Origin of the sequence: Amycolatopsis sp. NPDC049252, from assembly GCF_043197175.1 — a bacterium.
GTDB lineage: Bacteria > Actinomycetota > Actinomycetes > Mycobacteriales > Pseudonocardiaceae > Amycolatopsis.
On the sequence record NZ_JBICSQ010000033.1, the window covers coordinates 1 to 19346 of the forward strand.

Sequence of the window (19346 nt, forward strand, 5' to 3'; positions counted from 1 at the left end):
CAAGTGGATGCGCACACCGATGACCACGGCCTTGGCCGCGTTGACCTTCGCGATGACCGCGCTCGCCGGCGGCACGGCCACCGCGTCGGTCCCCGCCGACCTCGACCACGCCGGCTCCGGCCTCTCCGCCCGGACCACCCGGCCCGTGACCCCCTCGGCCACCGGACCCGTCCGCGGCCTCGATGTCAGCGGCTACCAGGAAAACGTCGATTGGCCGGCGGTCGCCGCCGCGGGCGCTTCCTTCGCCTACGTGAAAGCCACCGAAGGCGTCACCTACACGAGCAGCTACTTCGCCCAGCAGTACGACGGGTCGGCCCGCGCCGGGCTGATCCGCGGCGCCTACCACTTCGCGCGGCCGGACACATCGGGCGGCGCGGCGCAGGCCGACTACTTCCTCGACCACGGCGGTACCTGGCGCGCCGACGGGACCACCCTGCCCGGCGCGCTCGACATCGAGTACAACCCCCACGGCGACACCTGTTACGGGCTCGGGTCGGCCGCGATGGTGAGCTGGATCGGGGCCTTCAGCGCCCGGTACCGGGCGCGGGCGGGCCGGGCGCCGGTGATCTACTCCACCGCCGACTGGTGGCGCCGCTGCACCGGTGACAGCGCCGCCTTCGCCTCGGCCAACCCGCTCTGGATCGCCGGGTACTCCGGCACGCCACTGCCGCTGCCGCACGGCTGGACCACCTACACGATCTGGCAGTACGCCGATTCCGGCCCGCTGCCGGGAGACCAGAACACCTTCAACGGCACCCGTGCCGACCTGCGGACGTTCGCCATGGGGGATTACACGCCACCACCGGTGCGCGCGTGGCCGCTCGTGCAGCAGGGCCAATCCGGCAGCCAGGTGACCACCGTGCAGTACCTGCTCAACGCGCGCGGCGCGGCGCTGGAGGTCGACGGGAGCTTCGGCGCGGCCACCCTCGCCGCGGTCCGGTCCTTCCAAGCCGCCCACGGCCTGGAGGCCGACGGGATCGTGGGCCCGGCCACATGGCCGGTGCTGGCCGTCACCGTGCAGACCGGCGTGAGCGGCCCGGCCGTCCAGGCGGTCCAGGCCCAGCTCGACGCCCGAGGCGCCGCGCTTCCGGTGGACGGCCAGTACACCGACCCCACCCGCGCGGCCGTCGTCGCGTTCCAGCGTGCCGGCCGGCTCACCGACGACGGCGTCGTCGGCCCGGAAACCTGGCAAGCCCTCGTCTCGTGATTCCCACCAGGAAAGGAAAAACAGTGTCCGACCACCAGAAAAGATCACGGTTCACCCGGTTCGCGATCGGCGCGCTCGGCGTGGTGCTGGCCACCACGCTCACCGGTCTCGTCACCGCCCCGGCCGCTTCCGCGGACACCCGCCAGGTCCAGTGGGATCTCGCGGGCCTGGGCTACCTGGCCTTCGGCGACGTCGACGGAGCCGACGGACCGCAGACCGCCGGCGCGGTCGAGGCGTTCCAGACCGACCGCTGCCTGTCGATGGTCGACGGCGACGCGGGACCCGAGACCAACGGCGAACTGTCGGCACAGGTCACCCGCGTCCAAACCGCCGCCGGAGCCGACCAGGACGGGATGTACGGCCCCGGCACCGAAGCCGCGGTCAAGACCTGGCAGGGCAGCCACGGCCTGACGCAGAACGGCCAGGCCGACGCGGCGACCATGACCGCGATGGGCATCGACCGGATCAAGCAGCCCTGCAGCCGGCCGAGCCCGGACGAAATGATCGCGCAGATCCTGCAGATCGCCAAGCAGGAGGCCGCCAACACGGCCCACAACCGGGAGATCGGCGGCTACAACTGCAACTTCTACAGCACCGCGCTGGGTGTGGGCAGCAGCGGCTGCAGCAACGGGTGGCGCTCGGAAGCGTGGTGCGCCGACTTCGTGAAGTGGGACTGGAAGCAGGCGGGTGCCAACGTCAGCGGCATCAACGGCCTGGCCAGCAGCCTCAAGGACTACGGCGTCAGCCACCACACCTGGCACACCTCCGGCCCCAAGCCGGGTGACGCCGTCTACTTCACCTACGGCCACGTGGGAATCGTCGTCTCCTCGACCGCCACGAACGTGACCTACATCTCCGGGAACACCTACAACCCGGCCACCGGCAACGACGACGGCCTGCTGCAGAAGACCATCTCCCGCAGCAACACCGACATCGGCGGCTACTCCTCGCCGCTGCCCCGCTAGTCCCCGCACCGGCCGCGCGCCGCCGAGCGCGCGGCCGGTGCCCGTCCGTCCGGAAAGGACGCTCATGCACCGGATCCTCCTGGCCGCACTAGTGGCCGGCACCGCCGCGGCGCTCGCGCCCGCCACCGCGCTCGCCGCCGGCCCCGGCTGGCTCGCCGACCTGACCACCGGCAACACCACCACCAACCTCTCCCAGAACCCGTCGCACATCGGGGTGGCCGACCCGAGCTGGAGACAGGGCTACGCCATCGACCTGCTCGCCGTGCACCCGCTGGGCGCGCCGGCCGATCGGGTCGACGCCCAGGTCACCGCCGACACCCCGAAGGGCACCACGGTCGAGGTGGACGTCCGCGGCCGGCTCGCGAACGGGCGGTGGACCGAGTGGACCGGGGCCGGCACCCGCCTGGCGAGCGCGGTCTCGGCCGTGCAAGCCAGAATCACGTTGCAGGGCAACGGCTCCGCGAGCCCCACGGTGTCCGCGGTCCGGCTGACCCCCGCGGGTGGCTCGGCGCCGCAAGCGGAAGCGGCCGGGACACCCCTGACCTACCGGGTGTTCGCCACGCGGGAAGGCCTCGTCGGCGCGACGACGGCGAACGGTCACGTCATCAAGTCCCGGGACCACTTCGTGGCGCTGCCGTCCGGCCGGGCCCTGTCGCCCAAGGGAAGCACCGAGTATTCGGTGAAACTGTGCAACCCCGCCAACGGGCGGTGCGAAGTCGCCCCGGTGTGGGACGTCGGCCCGTGGAACACCAAGGACGACTACTGGAACCCCGCGTCGACGCGGCAGTCGTGGAAGACCCTCGCCCAGGGCCGTCCCGAAGCGCAAGCCGCGTACCAGGACGGCTTCAACGGCGGTAAGGACCAGTACGGCCGCACAGTGGGCAACCCGGCGGGGATCGACCTGGCCGACGGCACCTTCTGGGACGGGCTCGGCCTGCAGGACAACGGCTGGGTCGAGGTGACCTACCAGTGGACCGGCGCCGGCACCCCGGCACCGTCGTGGCCCGTCGTGCGCGACGGCGACACCGGCGACGCCGTGAAGTCCGTGCAGTACCTGCTCAACAGCCGGCAGTCCGCGGGTCTCGCCGTCGACGGCGAGTTCGGCCCGGCCACACTGGCCGCCACCAAGGCCTTCCAGAGCGCACACGGCCTGACCGTGGACGGCATCGTCGGGCCCGACACCTGGGCCGCCCTCGTACCGGTGCTCACCGAAGGCAGCACCGGTGACGCCGTCCGGGCCGTGCAGAACGAGCTGACCGCCCACGACGTCCCGACCACCATCACCGGGACCTTCGACGCCGATACCGCGGCCAACCTGCGGACGTTCCAGACCGCACACGGGCTTTCGCCCAGCGGGAGCGCCGACGCCGACACCTGGAAGGCGCTGGTGAGCTGAGCGTGGCCGGCAGCGCGGTGCGGTACAGCCTTCTCGGCCCCGTCGAGGCACGCCACGACACGGGAAGGATCCCCTTGGGAGGTCCCCGGATCCGGGCGATCCTGGCCGCACTGCTGCTGTCGGCGGGCTCGGTCGTCCCCGTCGGCGCGATCGTCACGGCGGTGTGGGGCGCCCGGCCGCCGGGCACCGCGGCGAAACAGGTCCGCAACGGCGTCTCCGCATTGCGGGCGGCGCTGCCCGGCCGGCCCATCGAGACCCGGGCGGCCGGATATCTCCTGCCGGTCGCCCCCGACGACCTGGATGTCGCGGTGTTCGAACGCGCGGCGCGGCACAGTCGCCTGCTGCTGGCCGCCGGAGAGCACCGGGCGGCGGCCGAATGCGCCGGCCGGGCGCTGTCGCTGTGGTGCGGGCCGGCGTTGGGCGGCCTCGACTGCCCCGGGCTCGCCGTCGAAGCCGCACGCCTCGAGGAACTCCGCCTGGACGTCACCGCCGTGCACGTCGAGGCCGAGCTGGCCACCGGCGACGGCCGGGACCTGGTGGGCCGGTTGCGGACGCTGACCGGCGCACACCCGTTCCGGGAACAGTTCCACCGTCAGCTGATGGTCGCGCTGCACCGCTCGGGCCGGTCCCTCGACGCGCTGAGGTCCTACGACGAGTACCGCCTGCTCCTGGCCGAGGAGACCGGTCTCGACCCCGGACCGGAGCTGACCCGGCTGCGTCAAGCGATCCTCACCGGGGGCGCCGGCCGTGCGCCGGCCACGGTGCGGGCGCGGCAGCTGCCGGCCGACGTGCCGGACCTCGTGGGCCGCGCGCTGGAGGAAGACCGGCTGCGGACGATGCTGGCGCCCGGCCGGACCGCCGTGGTGACCGGCGGCCCGGGCATCGGCAAGTCCGCGCTGGCCGTGCACGTCGCCTGGTCCCTGAGCGACCGTTTCCCCGACGGGCAGCTGTACCTGACCGCGCACGCGGACCTGGCCGTGCTGCTCGGTGACGCGCTGAGCGGGCTTGGCGTCCCGCCGGCCCAGCACCCCGCCGGCACCAGCGCCCGCGCCGGGCTCTACCGGAGCCTGCTGGCGGAGCGGCGGGTGCTCGTCCTGCTCGACGACGTCGTGCTCGCGCACCAGGCGCACGCCCTGCGTCCCGGCACCGGCGGCAGCGCCGCGGTGATCGTGAGCGCTCGCGAGCTGCTCAGGGTCAGCGGCGCGCAGAGCCTGCACCTCTCGCCGCTGGACGCGGCCGCCGCGTCGGCGTTGCTCGGCTGCCCGCACCGGCCGGAGCTGACCCGGTTGTGCGGCGGTAATCCCGCGGTGCTGCTGGCCGCGAACCGGCTGGCCCACCTCTTCCCCGAACTCGGCGACCGGCAGGTCGCCGAGTGCTGCCTGCTCGACCCGGACGTGCACGACCGCGTCCGGCAGCGGCTGGAGCTGGCCGGCCCGGACGCCCGGGCGGTCTTCCGGCGGCGAAGCGGGACCGGCGCCATCGACGTCGACTGCACCAGCGATGTGGGTCTGCTGGTCGACCTCGCCGACGTCGGGCTGATCGACGCGGTCGGCGGTGGCCGCTACCGCATCGCCGGGCCGGCGCGGGTCCTCGTTTCGCCCGCGCCGGCCCGGGTGCCACTCAGTTGATCAGGTCGCGCCACGTGTCCAGGTCGGTCACGCCGTCACCCTGGTGGCCGTTCGCGACCTGGAACGCCCGCAGGTTCGCCACGGTGACCGCGTCCATCGTCCCGGTGGCCGGCGTCGACCTGCCGTGCGCCGAGAGCTCCGTCTGCAGCGCGCGCACCGAATCGCCTGGCGGGACGACGTGCGGCGTCAACGCCGACCACGTGCGCGGCCCGGCGACGCCGTCGGCGCTCAAGCCGTGCGCCGACTGGAAGGCCTTCACCGCCGCCGCCGTGGCCGGCCCGAACTCGCCGTCGACGTCCAGCCCCGCCCCGTTCTGCCCGTTGAGCAGGTACTGCAGCGCGGTCACATCGGCTCCGGTGCTGCCGCTCTGCACGACCGGCCACGCCAGCAGCGACTCCTGCATCGCGTAGACCGCGCGGCTGCCCGGATCCTCCGACTGCGACCACAGCTGGTCACGGCCCGGCCAGTACGACAGGTCCTCCGGATACGGGGGCAGGACGTTCTCGTACCGGACGGGTGACTGGGCCGGGGTGTAGCTGGACAGGGACCCGTAGTGGGCGCTGCTGGTGGAATAGCTCGTCGAGGCGTAGAAGCGGCCCCGCACCGACGCGGTTCCCTGCACGCGCAGGATTCCGGTCTCGTAGGCCTCCGTGCCGTGGACCAGTCCGTCGGCCGAGGGGCGCGGTGTGAAGGTCGCGGGGTCCATCGGGTACCGGATCAGCCGGTGCGGGTCGGTCGATGCGGTGTTGTACTCCGACACCACCATCGAATCCTGCGGGCCGGTGCGGTCCAGCGCCGTGGACGAGAAGCGCACCGGCGGGTAGGAACCGGAAGTGGTCGAGGTGTAGGTGAACGCCTGCGGGAGGACGTACTTGTACCCGAACGCCTCGTACTTGCCGTTCGCCTGCCTGCCGATCGTGTCCTGTGTGGAGTCCACCTCCCAGAGGTGGTCGAGGTCGAAGACCCGCAAGCCCATCGTGGTGTCGACGACGTACAGGTAGTGGTCGTACCAGAACATGCCGCCGCCGTGGACGGACTCCCCCGCGGAGTTCGTCAGCTGCTTGAAGTCCGGGCGCCCGGCGGAATCGGTGACCGGGGCGACGAGCAGCACGAACCGGTACACGGGCTTGTCCGGGTGCGAATAGTCGACGAAGGCGATCCGGTCGCCGCGGTCGGTCCCGCCGGCGTGCCAGTACCAGCTCGTGGCGATCACCGTCCGGTCCTGGTACTGCCCCGAGGCGTCGGCGTCGGCACTGGTCGTGATCCCCTGGGGGTACCAGTCCGTGGTGTTCTCGTCGTCCGCGCCGGAGATGTCCTGCCAGCAGAACGCCGCGCTGATCGAGGGTCCGCGCGTGCCGCAAGGTTTCCCGGCGCGGTTGGCGTCGTCGACCACCTGCTTGAGCTGGACCTTGGGTAGCACGCCGTCCAAGCCGGCGATAGTGGCGTCGTAGCCGCTCTTCCGGAGCGAGAAGCTCCCGGGGTCAAGCGCGCTGGGGGCAGCCAGCGCAACGGTGGTGCCGGCTCCGAACACCCAGCACGACACCACTAGCGCGACTCCTGTCCGAAGACGTCTCAAGGTTCCTCCTCTGGCCGATGGGATCAGCCGAGTGTCATCTCGCGCGTCCTGAAACCGTCCTGCGCCGGTCATGGGTGCCATCAGGAGCCCGGTACCCACGACGGCATCCGTCGGCCATGGCCCTATGCGACCAAGGGCCGGTCACCCGTCGTCGTCCATCGCGGTGGGCTGCCCAGGCCGAGGGCCGGCCAGGAAATGTGGATCACCATTCGGCTTCCTGCCCGGCGACGTCGGTGTGCTGACGGCCTGCTACACCGGACTGACCCAGCACCCATGGCTTCGTCGGCGCCTTCGGCGCGCCGCATCCAACGACCGTCGAGTGCAGCTGGGCCCGCCACGTCGCGCTCGGCTACCGCTACGACCCCACGCCCACACCGCCCCGCTCTCGTCGCGAGCGTCACGCGCTGGCCACACGGACACGACTCACGCCACCGGGCCTGGCCCTCACCGATCATTCGGGACTCACCGTCGAGTTGGCGCTGACCACGACCGCACCGCCGATGACGTCCGACCCGGCCACGGACCGCGACGCAACGCCCTTCTGACTTGGGGTGCTCGTACCCGGCCGCCGTCAAGCCGCCGACCACGAGGGGACCCACCTGATGCCTCTCGCCAGCGACCCGACCGCGCGAACTCGCCGGGGAAACCGGCTACGGCATCGGTATCGTGGCCGTCGTGCTGTTGGCGGTGGTCGTCGTCGTGGGCGTGCTCGACCGGACGGGACCAGTCTCGACGTTGCGAGGCCTCGGCACGGGCCAACCCGGCGGCCGGGCCGTACTCGTCGCCCTCGTCCTGGCGGTCCTGATTCAGGGCGCGTACCCACTGACCGGAGCGATGACCGGCGCCACCTTCGCTCTGCAGCCCGGCTGGCCGTGGCTGGTGCCCGGGGTTACGCCTTCCACGGAATCGCCGAGGAGCTGGTGCGGCGTGGTTACGCCTTCGCCCGGCTTCGCCGGGGACGTTCGTTCGGTGCAGCGGTGGTCGCGACGATGCCCTCCGGGCTTGCTGGCCGCCGCGCTGACGGCGCTTCCGCCGGCCCACCTGTTCGAACTCGGCCGGAACACCGTCTGGGCGCCCGCGATCGTCCACACCGCGATCGGCACCTTCAAGCTCGTCGTCATCCCCGGCGAGGCACGCCAGGTCTTCTCGCTCACTCTCGCGACCGTGAGCCTGACCATCCCGTTGTACGACAATCAGTCTGGAGTACGTCATGATCGAACAGACCACCGTCGCGATCGTCGGTGCCGGGCCCGCCGGGCTGTTGCTGGCCGGCGATCTCGCCCGAGCCGGCGTCGACGTGACCGTGCTGGAGCGGCGCGGCACCGAGTCCAACCTGACCCGAGCGTTCGGCGTCCACGCCCGCACTCTGGAGCACCTGGATGCCCGTGGACTGGCCGACGAAATCGTCGCCGGCGGTTCGCCGATCCAGCGTCTGCGCCTCTTCGACCACCTGCAGATCGACCTGGCGACCCTGCCCACCAGATTCCCGTACCTGCTGATCACTCCGCAGTACAACGTGGAACGGGTGCTCGAGAAACGCGCGATCACCGCCGGTGCCCGCATCGTGCGCGACGCCGGAGTGACGGCGCTGCGGCAGGATTCCGGCGGCGTCGAGCTCACGGTCGGCGGCGCGGTGATCCGAAGTGACTACGCGGTCGGCGCCGACGGCGTGCACAGCACCGTACGCGAGGCCCTCGGCCTGCCGTTCCCCGGCGAGAGGGTGCTCACCTCGATCATGCTCGCCGACGTACGGCTGACCGACGCCCCGGCGGACGTGCTCGCGGTCAACGCCGTCGGTGACGCGTTCGCGTTCGTCGCCCCGTTCGGCGACGGCTGGTACCGGATCTTCGCGTGGGACCGCCGCCACCAAATGCCCGACACCGCACCGGTGACCCTCGAGGAAATCCGCGCCGTGACCCGCCGTGCGCTGGGCACCGACCTCGGGCTGCGGGAGGCCCGCTGGATGTCCCGCTTCCACAGCGACGAACGCCAGGCGCCGCACTACCGGGTGGGGCGCGTGTTCCTGGCCGGCGACGCCGCGCACGTCCACTCGCCGGCGGGCGGGCAGGGCATGAACACCGGGCTGCAGGACGCGGCCAACCTCGGCTGGAAGCTCGCGGCGGCGACGCAGGGCTGGGCACCCGACGGGCTCCTCGACACCTACGAGGAAGAGCGGCACCCGGTCGGCCGCCTCGTCCTGCGCAGCAGTGGCGCCATCATCCGGCTGGCGACGACCAAGTCGCGGGCCGGACGGCTGGCCCGCATCGTCGTGGGCGGCGCCGCGCTGCGTCTCCCGCCGGTGGCGCGCAAGGCCGCCGGCACCATCTCCGGCATCGGCATCAACTATCCCCAGGCGCCCCGGGCGCGGGACATCGCGTTGCAGGACAGCCACCGGTTGTACGAAGTGCTGCGCGACGGCAAGTTCGCACTCGTGGCACCGGAAGCGGCCCGGCCCTCGATCGCCGGCCGGGAGGACCGGGTCGTGCTCGCCCCGCCGGCCGGCGCGGCCGTGCCGTGGACCTTGATCCGTCCCGACGCGCATGTGGCCTGGCAAGGCGAGCCGGCCACCCTGCGCGCCGCGCTGGTGCAGGCGGGACTGTCCGGATGAGGCTCCACCGAGCAACGCCAGATGGGTAGTCGAGACCCTGAGCTGTGCCCGTTCCCGGCCGCGGACCGACGGCCTCCTGGGGTGAGCCCGGCGAGGTCGATGGTGACCCTTGCGGTCTCGATCTCACGTCCCAGCTGCACGAGGGGTACCCGTGGACGGAACCGGGTGCGTCGGTTGGGTGGGTGGGTTCATCACCCCGGAGGTTATGAGCCGTGATGCTGGCCGGTGGCCAGCACCGTCCGGACGATCTTGCCTCCGGACCACCGCGGGCTGCTCCCCCACACCCACGCCGCGTCGGCCACGATGCACAGACCGAGCCCCCGGTTGCCCACCGCCGCTTTCCCGCAGCACCGCGGGCCGTGGGCTGTCGTCGGAGACGGCGACCGCCAGTACCCCCGGACGCAGTTCGAGAAGGATCTCCGGACGGGACGTGGTGTGCTGGACGACATTGGTGAGCAGCTCCGTGGCGACCAGCGTGCCGTCGTAGACCAGCGCCTGGCTGCCGACGACCACCATCGGTCCGTTCAGGCGGTCAGCCCACAGGCGCCGTGGCGAAGTTGTGCGACGATGCCGCTGTACGGCCGGTCTGCTTGAGCAGCCGGGCCGGTTCGAGCGCAGCAGGCCAGAACTGGAGCAGATACCGGTCATCGGTCTGAGGCTCGTCGTCCTCCCGGACGTTCTTACTCCTGCCGACGTCCATCGCCGTGGCGCAGTACCGCACCCGGTAGTCACGCTCCTCCAGCCCCAACTCCCAGGAGGCAGCCCCATTCCACTGCCGCAACACCGTCTCCCCCGACACCGGCCGGAACGGGACCTCGACGACCTCCTCCCAGATCTCGTCCAGCTCGGGCCGGCTGTCGTGCAGCTCGGCCGTGAAGCCCACGCCGCCAACCCACAGACCGGTCAACAGAAGCAGCGACCCGTCAATCCCGCCACCGCAAAGCCCGACCCCCTCCTGCCCGGTGAACGCATCGTGCAGGTCGCACCCGGCATCCCGGTCGCTCGCCACGATGATCTGACCGTAGTCGACGTGCACCACGCCACTGACAAGCACCTTCATCGAAACCACCTCCGCCTTGGCCGACTGAGCGCATGATCCTGCCAGTCGTCCCTGGCGAGAGTGCTGTCAGGGGACGACATCCACCGGGTGTCGCCCAACAAGGTCGATGCCGCCGAAGAGGATATCCGGAGTGCGACCACGCGGCCGTAAGATGCCGACACCGATCGAGAAAATGTTGCCAGCCAGGCAAAGCCTGGAAACGTCTCCGATAACACGGTAAACCTTGGTGTCCTTTATGGACAGCGAATGTCCGCTGCGGTCGAGGCTTCGGACCAGCCGTCGAAGTCTTGGCGGACGAATGAGGAGCCGTTTTCGACGGTAGCAGATCACGTTGGCGATGCAGCCGTACGGAGTACTCACCACCGGAACCACGCGCCGACAACCTCCCCACCATCCACGTCGGACAGATGCCGCTGCGGCCGGCCCCCACGCCGACCGCGCACCGCGACAGCATCACCCGCCGCGCCGTCCGGGCACGGGCGTCGCCACGGTAGTTACAAAAAAGTACCTGGTTGCGAAAAGTACCCAGGAGTTCATGATTGAGGTGGATCGCTTGCCGGATCCGAACCGACGGACAAAGGAGTGCGCGATGCCCAAGAAGATCGAACAGTTCGCTTTCGGTGGACCCGAAGTCCTGCGGCTGGTCGAGACGGACCACCTCGACCCGAAGGCGCTCGGGCCCAGCGAGGTGCTGGTCCGGGTCACCGCGGCCGGAGTGAACCCGGTCGACACCCACGCGCGGCGAGGAGGTTACGGCCGGCTGGGCACGTTTCCCATCACCGTGGGCTGGGATCTCGCCGGCACCGTCGAAGCCGTGGGCCCCGAAGTCTCGGCCCTCGTCGTCGGCCAGCGCGTCTTCGGGATGAGCCGGTTCCCGGACCAAGCGGCCGCCTACGCGCAGTACGCGGTCGCACCCGCGACCGACCTGGTGAGCACGCCGCCGCCGCTGTCCGACGAGGAAGCCGCGGCTCTTCCGCTCGCCGCGCTCACCGCGTGGCAGAACCTGGTGGACATCGCCCGGGTGGAGCCGGGCCAGCGGGTGCTGGTCCACGGCGCCGGTGGCGGCGTCGGGCACCTGGCCGTGCAGCTGGCCCGCGAACTCGGCGCCCACGTGATCGCCACCGCGAGCGCCGGCAAGCACGAGTGGCTGCGCAAACTGGGCGCGAACGAGGTCATCGACTACCAGGCCGACGACTTCGTCGAGCTGCTGCGCACGAATCCCGTCGACGTGGTCTTCGACAACGTCTGCGGGGAGGTCGGCCGGCGTTCGGTCGAGGTCGTCAAGCCCGGCGGGATCCTGATCGAGCTGACCGGCGTCGACCCGGCAACCCAGGCGGCTGCCGACGACGCCGGCGTGCGCGCGGCCTACCACGCGGTCCACACGGACGCCGCCCAGCTGGCCCGGATCGCCGAGCTGGCCGGCGCGGGCAAGCTGTCGGTGACGGTCTCCCGGGTGTTCCCCCTCGAAGACGCCGCCGAAGCGCACCGGGCGATCGAAGAAGGCCACACCCAGGGCAAGATCGTGCTCAAGACGTGGTGATCGACGAGGCCCGGCGCGTCACTTCCTGGCGTCGCAGTGGGCTTCGGCCCAGACGCGGAGCCCGGCCAGGGGAACGGTAGCTGTGCGGCCGATGTCGGTGAGGGCGTACTCGACGGCCAGCGGGCGGTCGATGACGGTCCGGCTGATCAAGCCTTCCGTCTCGAGGTCGCGCAGCTTGTCGGTCAGCACCTTCTGGCTGATCGTGCCGAGCCGGCGGCGCAGTTCGCCGAAGCGGACCGGCTCCTGCTCCAGTACGCCGAGGATCAGGACCGCCCACCGGCTCGTGACGAGATTCAGCAAAGCGCGCGAAGGGCAGGACTCCGAGTAGACGTCGAACACGGTCCGCTCGGCGGCAGGATGCTCGAGAACGGCCACCCGAATCTCCTCTGACGGTAGCATTGGGGAACCAAGTTACAAAAGCATACCGGGTCCTGTGCCTGTCCGGGCAGATCGAGGTGACGGCCGAGAGTTCCCGGGGGTCACGCAGCCGTTCGGGTCGACTCGCTCGTGCTTCGCGATACAGGCCAAGCGTCCGGATCGGATCGCACCTGGGTGCCGACCAGGCTCCTGAACGGGTCAGCCGCGGCAATCGGGAAAAGATCAACCCACCATTCCGAGCACGGATCGAGGCTCAGGCCTTCACCGGCGCACGACGACCAGCCGGCTCAGATGTCGACGAGCTGCCGTTCAAGGACGACGCGAACATCCCCACCTCAGGAGGACAGGGCCATGAGGATCCTCGCGGACACCGGCAGGTGCCGTCAGTGCCGGACAGTGTGCTCACTGAGCCCGCGCTGCTCGACCAGAGCGAGGTCCGCGGCAACGCCGAGTCAGTAGCCGGGGTGGGCACTCCAGTACGGCAGTCGCATCTGGAAGGGCGGCCTTCACGGCGGAGCCGGATCGGTGGACTCGCGCCATCGGGCGTCGCCCTGCTCGCTACCTCGGGTCGACGGCGGCGAGCAGAGCGATCTGATGTTTTGTTCATGCGTGGGAGGCGCGGGTGCGGATGTGGCCGCGCCGGTGGGCCATGCGCAGGAAGAACAGCGTGGGCAGCAGGCAGATGAGAATGGTCACCAGACTGGCCTCCGGACCGAACGCGCCACCCGTGAGAACGGCCGGGCCGTCGGAGACGCTCCGGAACAGGCCGGCGTAGGCGTGGTCGCCACCTGAGGCGGTACCGCCGAACACGCCGACCTGGACGAAGTTCCAGCCGAAGTGCAGGCCGATCGGCGCCCACAGGGTCCGGGTCGCGGCGTAAGCGGCGCCGAGCATCAGGCCGGCCTCGATGGCGATGGAGATCGCCCCCCACAGCGTCGCATGGGGATTGAGCAGATGGATGACGCCGAACAGGACACCGGAGATCGCCAGCGCGCCCCAGGTCCCGAGCAGGTCCTCGACGATGCGGAACAACACACCCCGGAAAAGCAGCTCTTCGGCGATCGAGACCGAAGCCATCAACCCGAAAATCGACAACATGCCACCAACCGAACCCCACCCCGTGATGGTGTACCCGCCGAACACCGCGATCAACGCGACGACGACAGCGAACATCCCGGCTCCGAGCGCGAAACCCTTGCCACCCGGACCTTTCACATCCTGTAGCGACAGTTCGTCCGCCTCCCGGTGCTCGACCTTCCGGACGACGAACCGGTAGAACCACACGATCCCCGCCGCGGCGATGAACCCGGTGAAGAGCCCGAGTACCGGCACCGTGCCCGCCGCCCCGTTCACCAAACCATTCACCAAGACCACACCGAAGAAGACAACACCCAGCAGAAACAAGCGAAGCAGAGAGGACTTGACCGGGATGGTCCGGGTCGTCGAATCGTTCGGCAAGAGCGGCATGACACGTCCTTTGGTCGCACACAATGACTTCGTGCCACAAAGGTACGGTCACTGGCGCCCCCGGACGTCACCTCCCGGTGGACACACAAAGTCCCCCGAGAGAGCTACAACTCCGACCCTGTCGGAACTGGGCCACTCGACAAATCCGAGGCCTGGCTCCACGCGGTGCTTCGGCACCCACTCCTGGGCCGCTGTTCCCGCCGCCGTGCTCGCTGGACCGCCGAGGGGTACGTCCGGCGCGAAACGTCGGAGGCGGCGAACGTGAACCAGCACCACCGGCTCCCACTGACCCAGACCTTCGGCACCGCCTCCTGTCCAACTCGGACGGACAGCGGTTCCCGGTCAAGCAAGTCCATCACCGCCCGGCACCTCCGGAAAGAGGGCGTTTAGGGCAGCCGCCTCGATCGGGTGTGGCGAGGCGTGGACTCCACCGCGTACGCTTGACAGCGCCATCGTCAAGAGCAAATTCTTGATAAGCACGCTAAGAACCATGGCTGCCGGCCGGTCACGTCAGAGACCTTCGGTGAACCGGTCAATGCGGACAGGAGCCTCCGTCATGCTCGATCCACAAGCCGCCGAATTCCTTCGAATGGTCGCGGGATCGCCACCGCTGGACAGCATCCCCGTCGAAGTCGCTCGTGCCGCCGCCGGTGACATCGCTCAGCTGGCAGGAACGCAACCTGAAGGAGTTATCGCCAAAGATCTCACTGTCGCGGAGGTCCCCGTCAGGTTGCACCTGCCGAGTTCAGACCCCGGACTCCCGGCAACCATCTACCTCCACGGTGGCGGCTGGGTCCTGGGCGATCTCGATAGCCACCATGCGGTGGCGGCGGATCTGGCCCGCTGGTCCAGGGCTTCTGTGGTCGCGGTGGATTACCGGCGTGCCCCGGAGGACCCATTCCCCGCCGCTCTCGATGACGTGATCGCGGTTGTGGAGGAGTTGCTCGGCAACGGCGGCAAGTACGGCCTTGATCGCACGAGGGTCGCTATCGCCGGCGACAGTGCCGGCGGAAATCTGGCCGCCGTCGTCGCGCAGCGGTTCCACGAATTAGTACACCAGGCGCTGATCTTCCCGGTCACGGACGCGGCAAGTGTCGGCTCGACGGAGAGTTACCGCAAGTTCGGGGAAGGACACTTCCTGACGACTCGTGACATGGAATTCTTCGTCAACTCCTACGCCGGGAAGACAGACCCGTCGGATCCGAGGATTTCCCCGCTGCGTACTCCTGACCTGGCCGGGTCTCCGCCGGCGACCGTGGTGACGGCCGAATACGATCCGTTGCGCGACGAGGGTGAAGCCTATGCGGCCCGGCTCGAAGATGCCGGCGTGCCGGTAGAGCTTCGCCGTTTCGACGGGCAGGTCCATCCCTTCATCGCTCTCGGCGGCTTGATCGAGGACGCGAACGTCGCCCGTCGCTGGATCGGGGAACGTCTCGCGGCGGCCTTCCGCGCCCACTGACACAGCCCACCGCTCGATAGCACGGTCGTGGTTGGGGGCTGGTGGGGTTTGATGTCCTGGGGCCCTTCCGGATGCACGTCGGCGGCGCGGAGATCTCGGCAGATCCGCCCCGGCAACAGGCGTCAGGAAGTCGGAAGCGGAGATCCGTGAACACCACGACGGGTTCGTCAGCTGGGACGACTACTCGCCATCGAGGCGAAACTTGCGATGAACCGCACCAACACCGGCGCCCGCGATCGTCCAGCCGTGCCGACCCAACGCCACCGCGAACCCTCACGCAAACCCATGACCAGCGTGGATGCCACGCCGGAAGGTGGCACGTACCTGGATCAAGCCGATCCGGCATCCTCGTACTGACAGTCAGTGGTTAAGGGCGGGATCAAGGCGTTTTCCGTCGCTATATTCGGCTCATGCTTGACGACAGCACAGACAACTACGGCGGTCCGGTCACCGTGATCGGCCTCTTCTCGGTCGCGGCGGCCGAACAGGACGAACTCGTGAAGGTGATCGGCGATACCGGGCAGATCATGCGGGCACAGCGGGGATTCCTCGGGTCGGAGGTCTTCGCCAGCCTGGACGGTACCCGCGTCTTCATCTGCTCGCGATGGACCAGCGTCGCCGAACTCCACGCCGCCCGCGAGGATCCGGTGGGTAGGGAACACGCCGATCGCATGTTCGCGATCGCGACACCGGACCCGACAGTGTGCGTCCTCCGGTCGGAGCTTCAGCCGTTGCTCTGACCGCCGGTCAGCGACTCGGCGAGAAGCCGCAGTCGCTCGCGGGTGCCGGTGCCGGGGATGGCGTGCAGGGTGATGAGCCGCTGGCGCGACAGTGCGCCAATGGCGACGGCGCAGTCGAACTCCAGGCGGCCGACGCGGCCGTCCTGAAGGTCCAGGGTCGAGCAGGCCGGGGCCGACACCCGATGCTCGTCCCACATCCGGGCGAATTCGGCGGAGGCCTCTCGCAACGAACGCACGAGCACCACGGCGGCTGAACCACGGTCGTGGTCGGCGATGATCGCGCGCAGGTCCGCTACGTACGCCTGACCGGTCGCTTCGTGTTGGGCCGCCGGGCTGAGTGCCGCCCGCCAGCCGGGTGCGGTGAACCAGCGCCAGATCATGTTCCGCTCCCAGCCGGGCCGGCCGGCGAAGGAGCCGAACAATGCGACGTGCAGCTCGTTCTGCTCCAGCACGGAGCCGAGATCATCGGTGATGAACGCCGGGCACAGCGCGTCCATCGCCGCGAGCAGCGATCGCAGCCCCTCGTCGGCTTCCACCGCCTCACCGGACCGCGGCAGGCGAGGGGCGACGTGCCCGGCCAGCCGGTACAGGTAGTCCCGTTCGGCGGCGTCGAGCCGGAGCGCCTCGGCCAGACCCCCGAGGATGGCGGTTGACGGCTGCGGCCCGCACCCGCGCTCCAACCGCTCGTAATAGTTCGCCGACATGTTCGCCAGCTGTGCGACCTCGTCCCGGCGCAGTCCCGGGGTGCGACGGCGGCGGCCGGGCGCCAAGCCGACCCGCGCCGGAGACAGCGCCGCCCGCCGGCTGCGCAGAAAGTCCCCCAGGTCATCACGCTTGGCCGACGCATGGCTGGTGGATCGCTGCCCGATGAACCGTTGCCTGGTGGATGCCATGGCCATCCCACGATCATCGCACACCCGGAACGGCCGAAGTTTCCTTGCGGCCGGGCCACCGGCCTCGACGAAGGCCGGAATCGAGCGCGGATCGATCGGCCGACGACGAGGGTGCCGCTCGTGCGCGTCGGCGGCGTGCAACCGCACACCGTCCTGTGGCTGAGACGTACGCCAAGGTCACCGATCGCCCGGGGATTTGCGATGCCGATGAGCCACCGGGGATCCTGTCAGCCATGACTCACACGCCCGGACCGCCGCCAGGCTTGCGGGCCGACGCGCGCCGCAACCAGGAGCGGATCCTCGAGGCGGCGCGTGCGGTGATCAGCGAACAGGGGCCCGAGTTCGGGGTCAACGACGTCGCGCTTCGGGCCGGTGTCGGGCTGCGCACGGTCTACCGGCGCTTCGCCGGCCGTGAAGACCTGATCAGCGCGGTCTTCGAGCAGTACGTCACCGACGAGGTGCAGCCCGTCGTCGAGGCCGCGACGGGCCATCCGGACCCGTGGCGGGCGCTGGCCGACGGCCTGGAGGCCACGGTCGTCACCGTCGCGGCCAACTCCGCGCTGCTGACCGTGGCGCGGGACACCGCACTGGTCACCCGGGCCACGGCCGAGGGTTTCGTCGAGCCGTTGAGCCGGGCGCTGGAGCGGGCGCAGGCGGCCGGGGTCGCGCGCCCGGATCTGGACTCGAGCGACTTTCCGTCGCTCATCGCCATGATCGTGGCGACGATGCTCGCCGTGCCCGACCTGGAGACCGCGCAGCCCGCGCGCTGGCGCCGATACCTCGCCCTGCTCCTGGAGGGATGCCGGGCGAGCGAGGCCGGCGGCGCGCTTCCCCTGCTCTGAGTGTGACGTGCACGACAAGCCAGCTAAGTGACAAACGCGTGCCACTTAGCGCTAGGCTGCCGGAGATCAGCACGGCCCACCTCCGGAGTTGCCCATGACGACCGACACCACGAAACTGCCCCGACTGCCGTTCGACCGCCCGGCGGTCCTCGACGTCGGCCCCGTCTGGACGGACCTGCGGGCCCGGCACCCGATCACCCGCGCGCTGACCCCCGCCGGGGACCCGGCCTGGCTGGTCACCGGCTACGCCGAAGCGAGGGCGCTGTTCAACGATCCGCGCCTGGGCCGCTCCCACCGCGAACCGGAGACAGCTCCCCGGATCTCCAATTCGGGGTTCAACGGCGGACCGGTCGGCGAGTTCGACGCCGAACCCGCCTTCAACGCCCGCCTGCGCCGGGTGCTGGTGCCGTCGTTCTCCGCGCGCCGGATGCGACGCCTCGAGGACGGGATGCAGCAGCTGACCGACTCACTGCTCGACGACATGATCGCCGCGGGCGGGGCGGGCCAGGTCGTCGACCTGCACGAAAGCCTGTCACTGCCGTTGCCCATCTTCGTCATCTGCCAGCTGCTGGGCGTCCCCTATAGCGACCGCGACCACTTCAAGGACCTGTCCGAACGCTCCGCGACCATGACCGGCGACGACCCCTTCACCGCGATCGTCGAACTACTCGCCTACGCCGGCGAACTCGCCGACATCAAGCGACACGACCCCGGCCCGGACGTCATCACCGACCTCGTCCACGCCCAGCGCGACGATCCCGCGTTCACCGACGCCGAGCTGACCCAGGTCGTCGCCGGCGTCCTCTTCGCAGGACACGAAACCACCGTCAACCGGATCAGCATCGGCGCCCTGCTCCTGCTGGAAAACCCCGAGGCACGCCGACGACTGGTCGACGACCCGGCAAGCCGCCCGCGGATCGTCGAGGAGATCCTGCGCCTGGCCGCACCGGAAAACTTCGGCCTGGCCCGCTACGCCCGCGAGGACATCACCATCGGTGACGTCGAAATCGCCGCCGGGGACGCGGTCATCATCGCCACGCTCGCCGGCAACCGCGACGAGGCGGCTTTCCCGGACCCCGAAACCTTCGCCCCCGACCGTCCCAACGGCGCGACCCATCTCAGCTTCGGGCACGGCGCGCACTACTGCATCGGCGCGAGCCTGGCGCGAACCGAACTCAAGGTGGCGCTGACCACGCTGTTCACCCGCCTGCCCGAGCTCCGGCTCGCGGTCGACGCCGGCCGGCTGCGCCTGCACACCGAGCGGCTCACCGGCGGTCTGCACGACCTGCCGGTCACTTGGTGACCCCAGCCCCGTCTCATCCGCCCCCAAAGAAGCGTCGATGGCGGCCATCTCCGGCGGCTTCCGGGCCCGCCCCATGGGCCGCGGCGGAATTCCCTCGGCCCACCAGGGCGTAGAAGCGGACATCGTGCTGAACCCTTCCGATCGGGTCGAAGGGCCGTGCGGCCGGGTTCGCGGAACCTGGGTCGGCGCTGGGCGTTGGCGACCGCAGTGGCCAGGGAGGTAGCCGGGTGGCAGATCAGGAGGCTGAGGTGGCCGGATGCAGCCAGTCGACCTAGCGTGGAGGT

The 19346-nt window shown here is 70.2% G+C and carries 16 protein-coding genes; 10 read left to right on the forward strand and 6 right to left on the reverse strand.

Annotation, left to right across the window (positions count from 1 at the left end):
- The 4 genes from ACGFMK_RS28305 to ACGFMK_RS28320 form a co-directional block, all read left to right on the forward strand.
- Positions 1-1207 (forward strand): GH25 family lysozyme (locus ACGFMK_RS28305; RefSeq protein WP_392769301.1); only part of this gene is annotated, 1207 nt, incomplete at its 5' end.
- A gap of 23 nt (positions 1208-1230) precedes the next feature.
- Complete coding sequence (locus tag ACGFMK_RS28310) at positions 1231-2172, forward strand: peptidoglycan-binding protein (RefSeq protein ID WP_392769304.1); 942 nt, start codon at positions 1231-1233, stop codon at positions 2170-2172.
- A 64-nt stretch (positions 2173-2236) separates the two neighbouring features.
- Complete coding sequence (locus ACGFMK_RS28315) at positions 2237-3568, forward strand: peptidoglycan-binding protein (RefSeq protein ID WP_392769306.1); 1332 nt, start codon at positions 2237-2239, stop codon at positions 3566-3568.
- A gap of 74 nt (positions 3569-3642) precedes the next feature.
- Positions 3643-5196 carry a BTAD domain-containing putative transcriptional regulator gene (locus ACGFMK_RS28320; protein ID WP_392769309.1) on the forward strand — a complete coding sequence of 518 codons (1554 nt, stop codon included), beginning with the start codon at positions 3643-3645 and terminating at the stop codon, positions 5194-5196.
- On the opposite strand, the gene ACGFMK_RS28325 is transcribed toward ACGFMK_RS28320, so the two are convergent.
- The gene (locus tag ACGFMK_RS28325; protein ID WP_392769466.1) at positions 5189-6616 is read right to left on the reverse strand and encodes a peptidoglycan-binding protein; all 1428 of its coding nucleotides are present in this window, start codon (positions 6614-6616) and stop codon (positions 5189-5191) included. The genes ACGFMK_RS28320 and ACGFMK_RS28325 overlap by 8 nt on opposite strands.
- Positions 6617-7578: 962 nt before the next feature.
- Positions 7579-7926, reverse strand: a complete 348-nt coding sequence (locus ACGFMK_RS28330) for a hypothetical protein (RefSeq protein WP_392769311.1) — start codon at positions 7924-7926, stop codon at positions 7579-7581.
- Between the two features lie 56 nt (positions 7927-7982).
- On the opposite strand from ACGFMK_RS28330, the gene ACGFMK_RS28335 reads away from it, so the two are divergent.
- Positions 7983-9380: an FAD-dependent monooxygenase gene (locus ACGFMK_RS28335; protein WP_392769313.1), complete on the forward strand. Its 1398-nt coding sequence runs from the start codon at positions 7983-7985 to the stop codon at positions 9378-9380.
- A gap of 532 nt (positions 9381-9912) precedes the next feature.
- Here ACGFMK_RS28335 and ACGFMK_RS28340 read toward each other — a convergent pair.
- The gene (locus ACGFMK_RS28340; RefSeq protein ID WP_392769316.1) at positions 9913-10440 is read right to left on the reverse strand and encodes a hypothetical protein; all 528 of its coding nucleotides are present in this window, start codon (positions 10438-10440) and stop codon (positions 9913-9915) included.
- A gap of 589 nt (positions 10441-11029) precedes the next feature.
- Between ACGFMK_RS28340 and ACGFMK_RS28345 the strand changes: the two genes are divergently transcribed.
- On the forward strand, positions 11030-11980 hold the full coding sequence (locus ACGFMK_RS28345; protein ID WP_392769319.1) for an NADP-dependent oxidoreductase: 951 nt from the start codon (positions 11030-11032) through the stop codon (positions 11978-11980).
- An 18-nt stretch (positions 11981-11998) separates the two neighbouring features.
- Here the strand turns inward: ACGFMK_RS28345 and ACGFMK_RS28350 are convergent, their stop codons facing one another.
- The gene (locus tag ACGFMK_RS28350; protein ID WP_392769322.1) at positions 11999-12355 is read right to left on the reverse strand and encodes a winged helix-turn-helix transcriptional regulator; all 357 of its coding nucleotides are present in this window, start codon (positions 12353-12355) and stop codon (positions 11999-12001) included.
- 606 nt (positions 12356-12961) lie between these two features.
- On the reverse strand, positions 12962-13825 hold the full coding sequence (locus ACGFMK_RS28355) for a CPBP family intramembrane glutamic endopeptidase (protein ID WP_392769325.1): 864 nt from the start codon (positions 13823-13825) through the stop codon (positions 12962-12964).
- Positions 13826-14381: 556 nt separating this feature from the next.
- On the opposite strand from ACGFMK_RS28355, the gene ACGFMK_RS28360 reads away from it, so the two are divergent.
- The gene (locus tag ACGFMK_RS28360) at positions 14382-15284 is read left to right on the forward strand and encodes an alpha/beta hydrolase (RefSeq protein ID WP_392769328.1); all 903 of its coding nucleotides are present in this window, start codon (positions 14382-14384) and stop codon (positions 15282-15284) included.
- Between the two features lie 410 nt (positions 15285-15694).
- Complete coding sequence (locus ACGFMK_RS28365; RefSeq protein ID WP_392769330.1) at positions 15695-16024, forward strand: antibiotic biosynthesis monooxygenase family protein; 330 nt, start codon at positions 15695-15697, stop codon at positions 16022-16024.
- Here the strand turns inward: ACGFMK_RS28365 and ACGFMK_RS28370 are convergent.
- Positions 16009-17058 (reverse strand): helix-turn-helix transcriptional regulator, encoded by a 1050-nt coding sequence (locus ACGFMK_RS28370; protein WP_392769332.1) that lies wholly within the window; start codon positions 17056-17058, stop codon positions 16009-16011. The two genes, ACGFMK_RS28365 and ACGFMK_RS28370, sit on opposite strands and share 16 nt — an antisense overlap.
- A 92-nt stretch (positions 17059-17150) precedes the next feature.
- Between ACGFMK_RS28370 and ACGFMK_RS28375 the strand changes: the two genes are divergently transcribed.
- A complete protein-coding gene (locus tag ACGFMK_RS28375) occupies positions 17151-17759 on the forward strand; it encodes a TetR/AcrR family transcriptional regulator (RefSeq protein ID WP_392769334.1) in 609 nt (202 codons plus the stop codon).
- A gap of 94 nt (positions 17760-17853) precedes the next feature.
- Positions 17854-19062, forward strand: a complete 1209-nt coding sequence (locus ACGFMK_RS28380; RefSeq protein WP_392769336.1) for a cytochrome P450 — start codon at positions 17854-17856, stop codon at positions 19060-19062.
- The last annotated feature ends 284 nt before the right edge of the window (positions 19063-19346 follow it).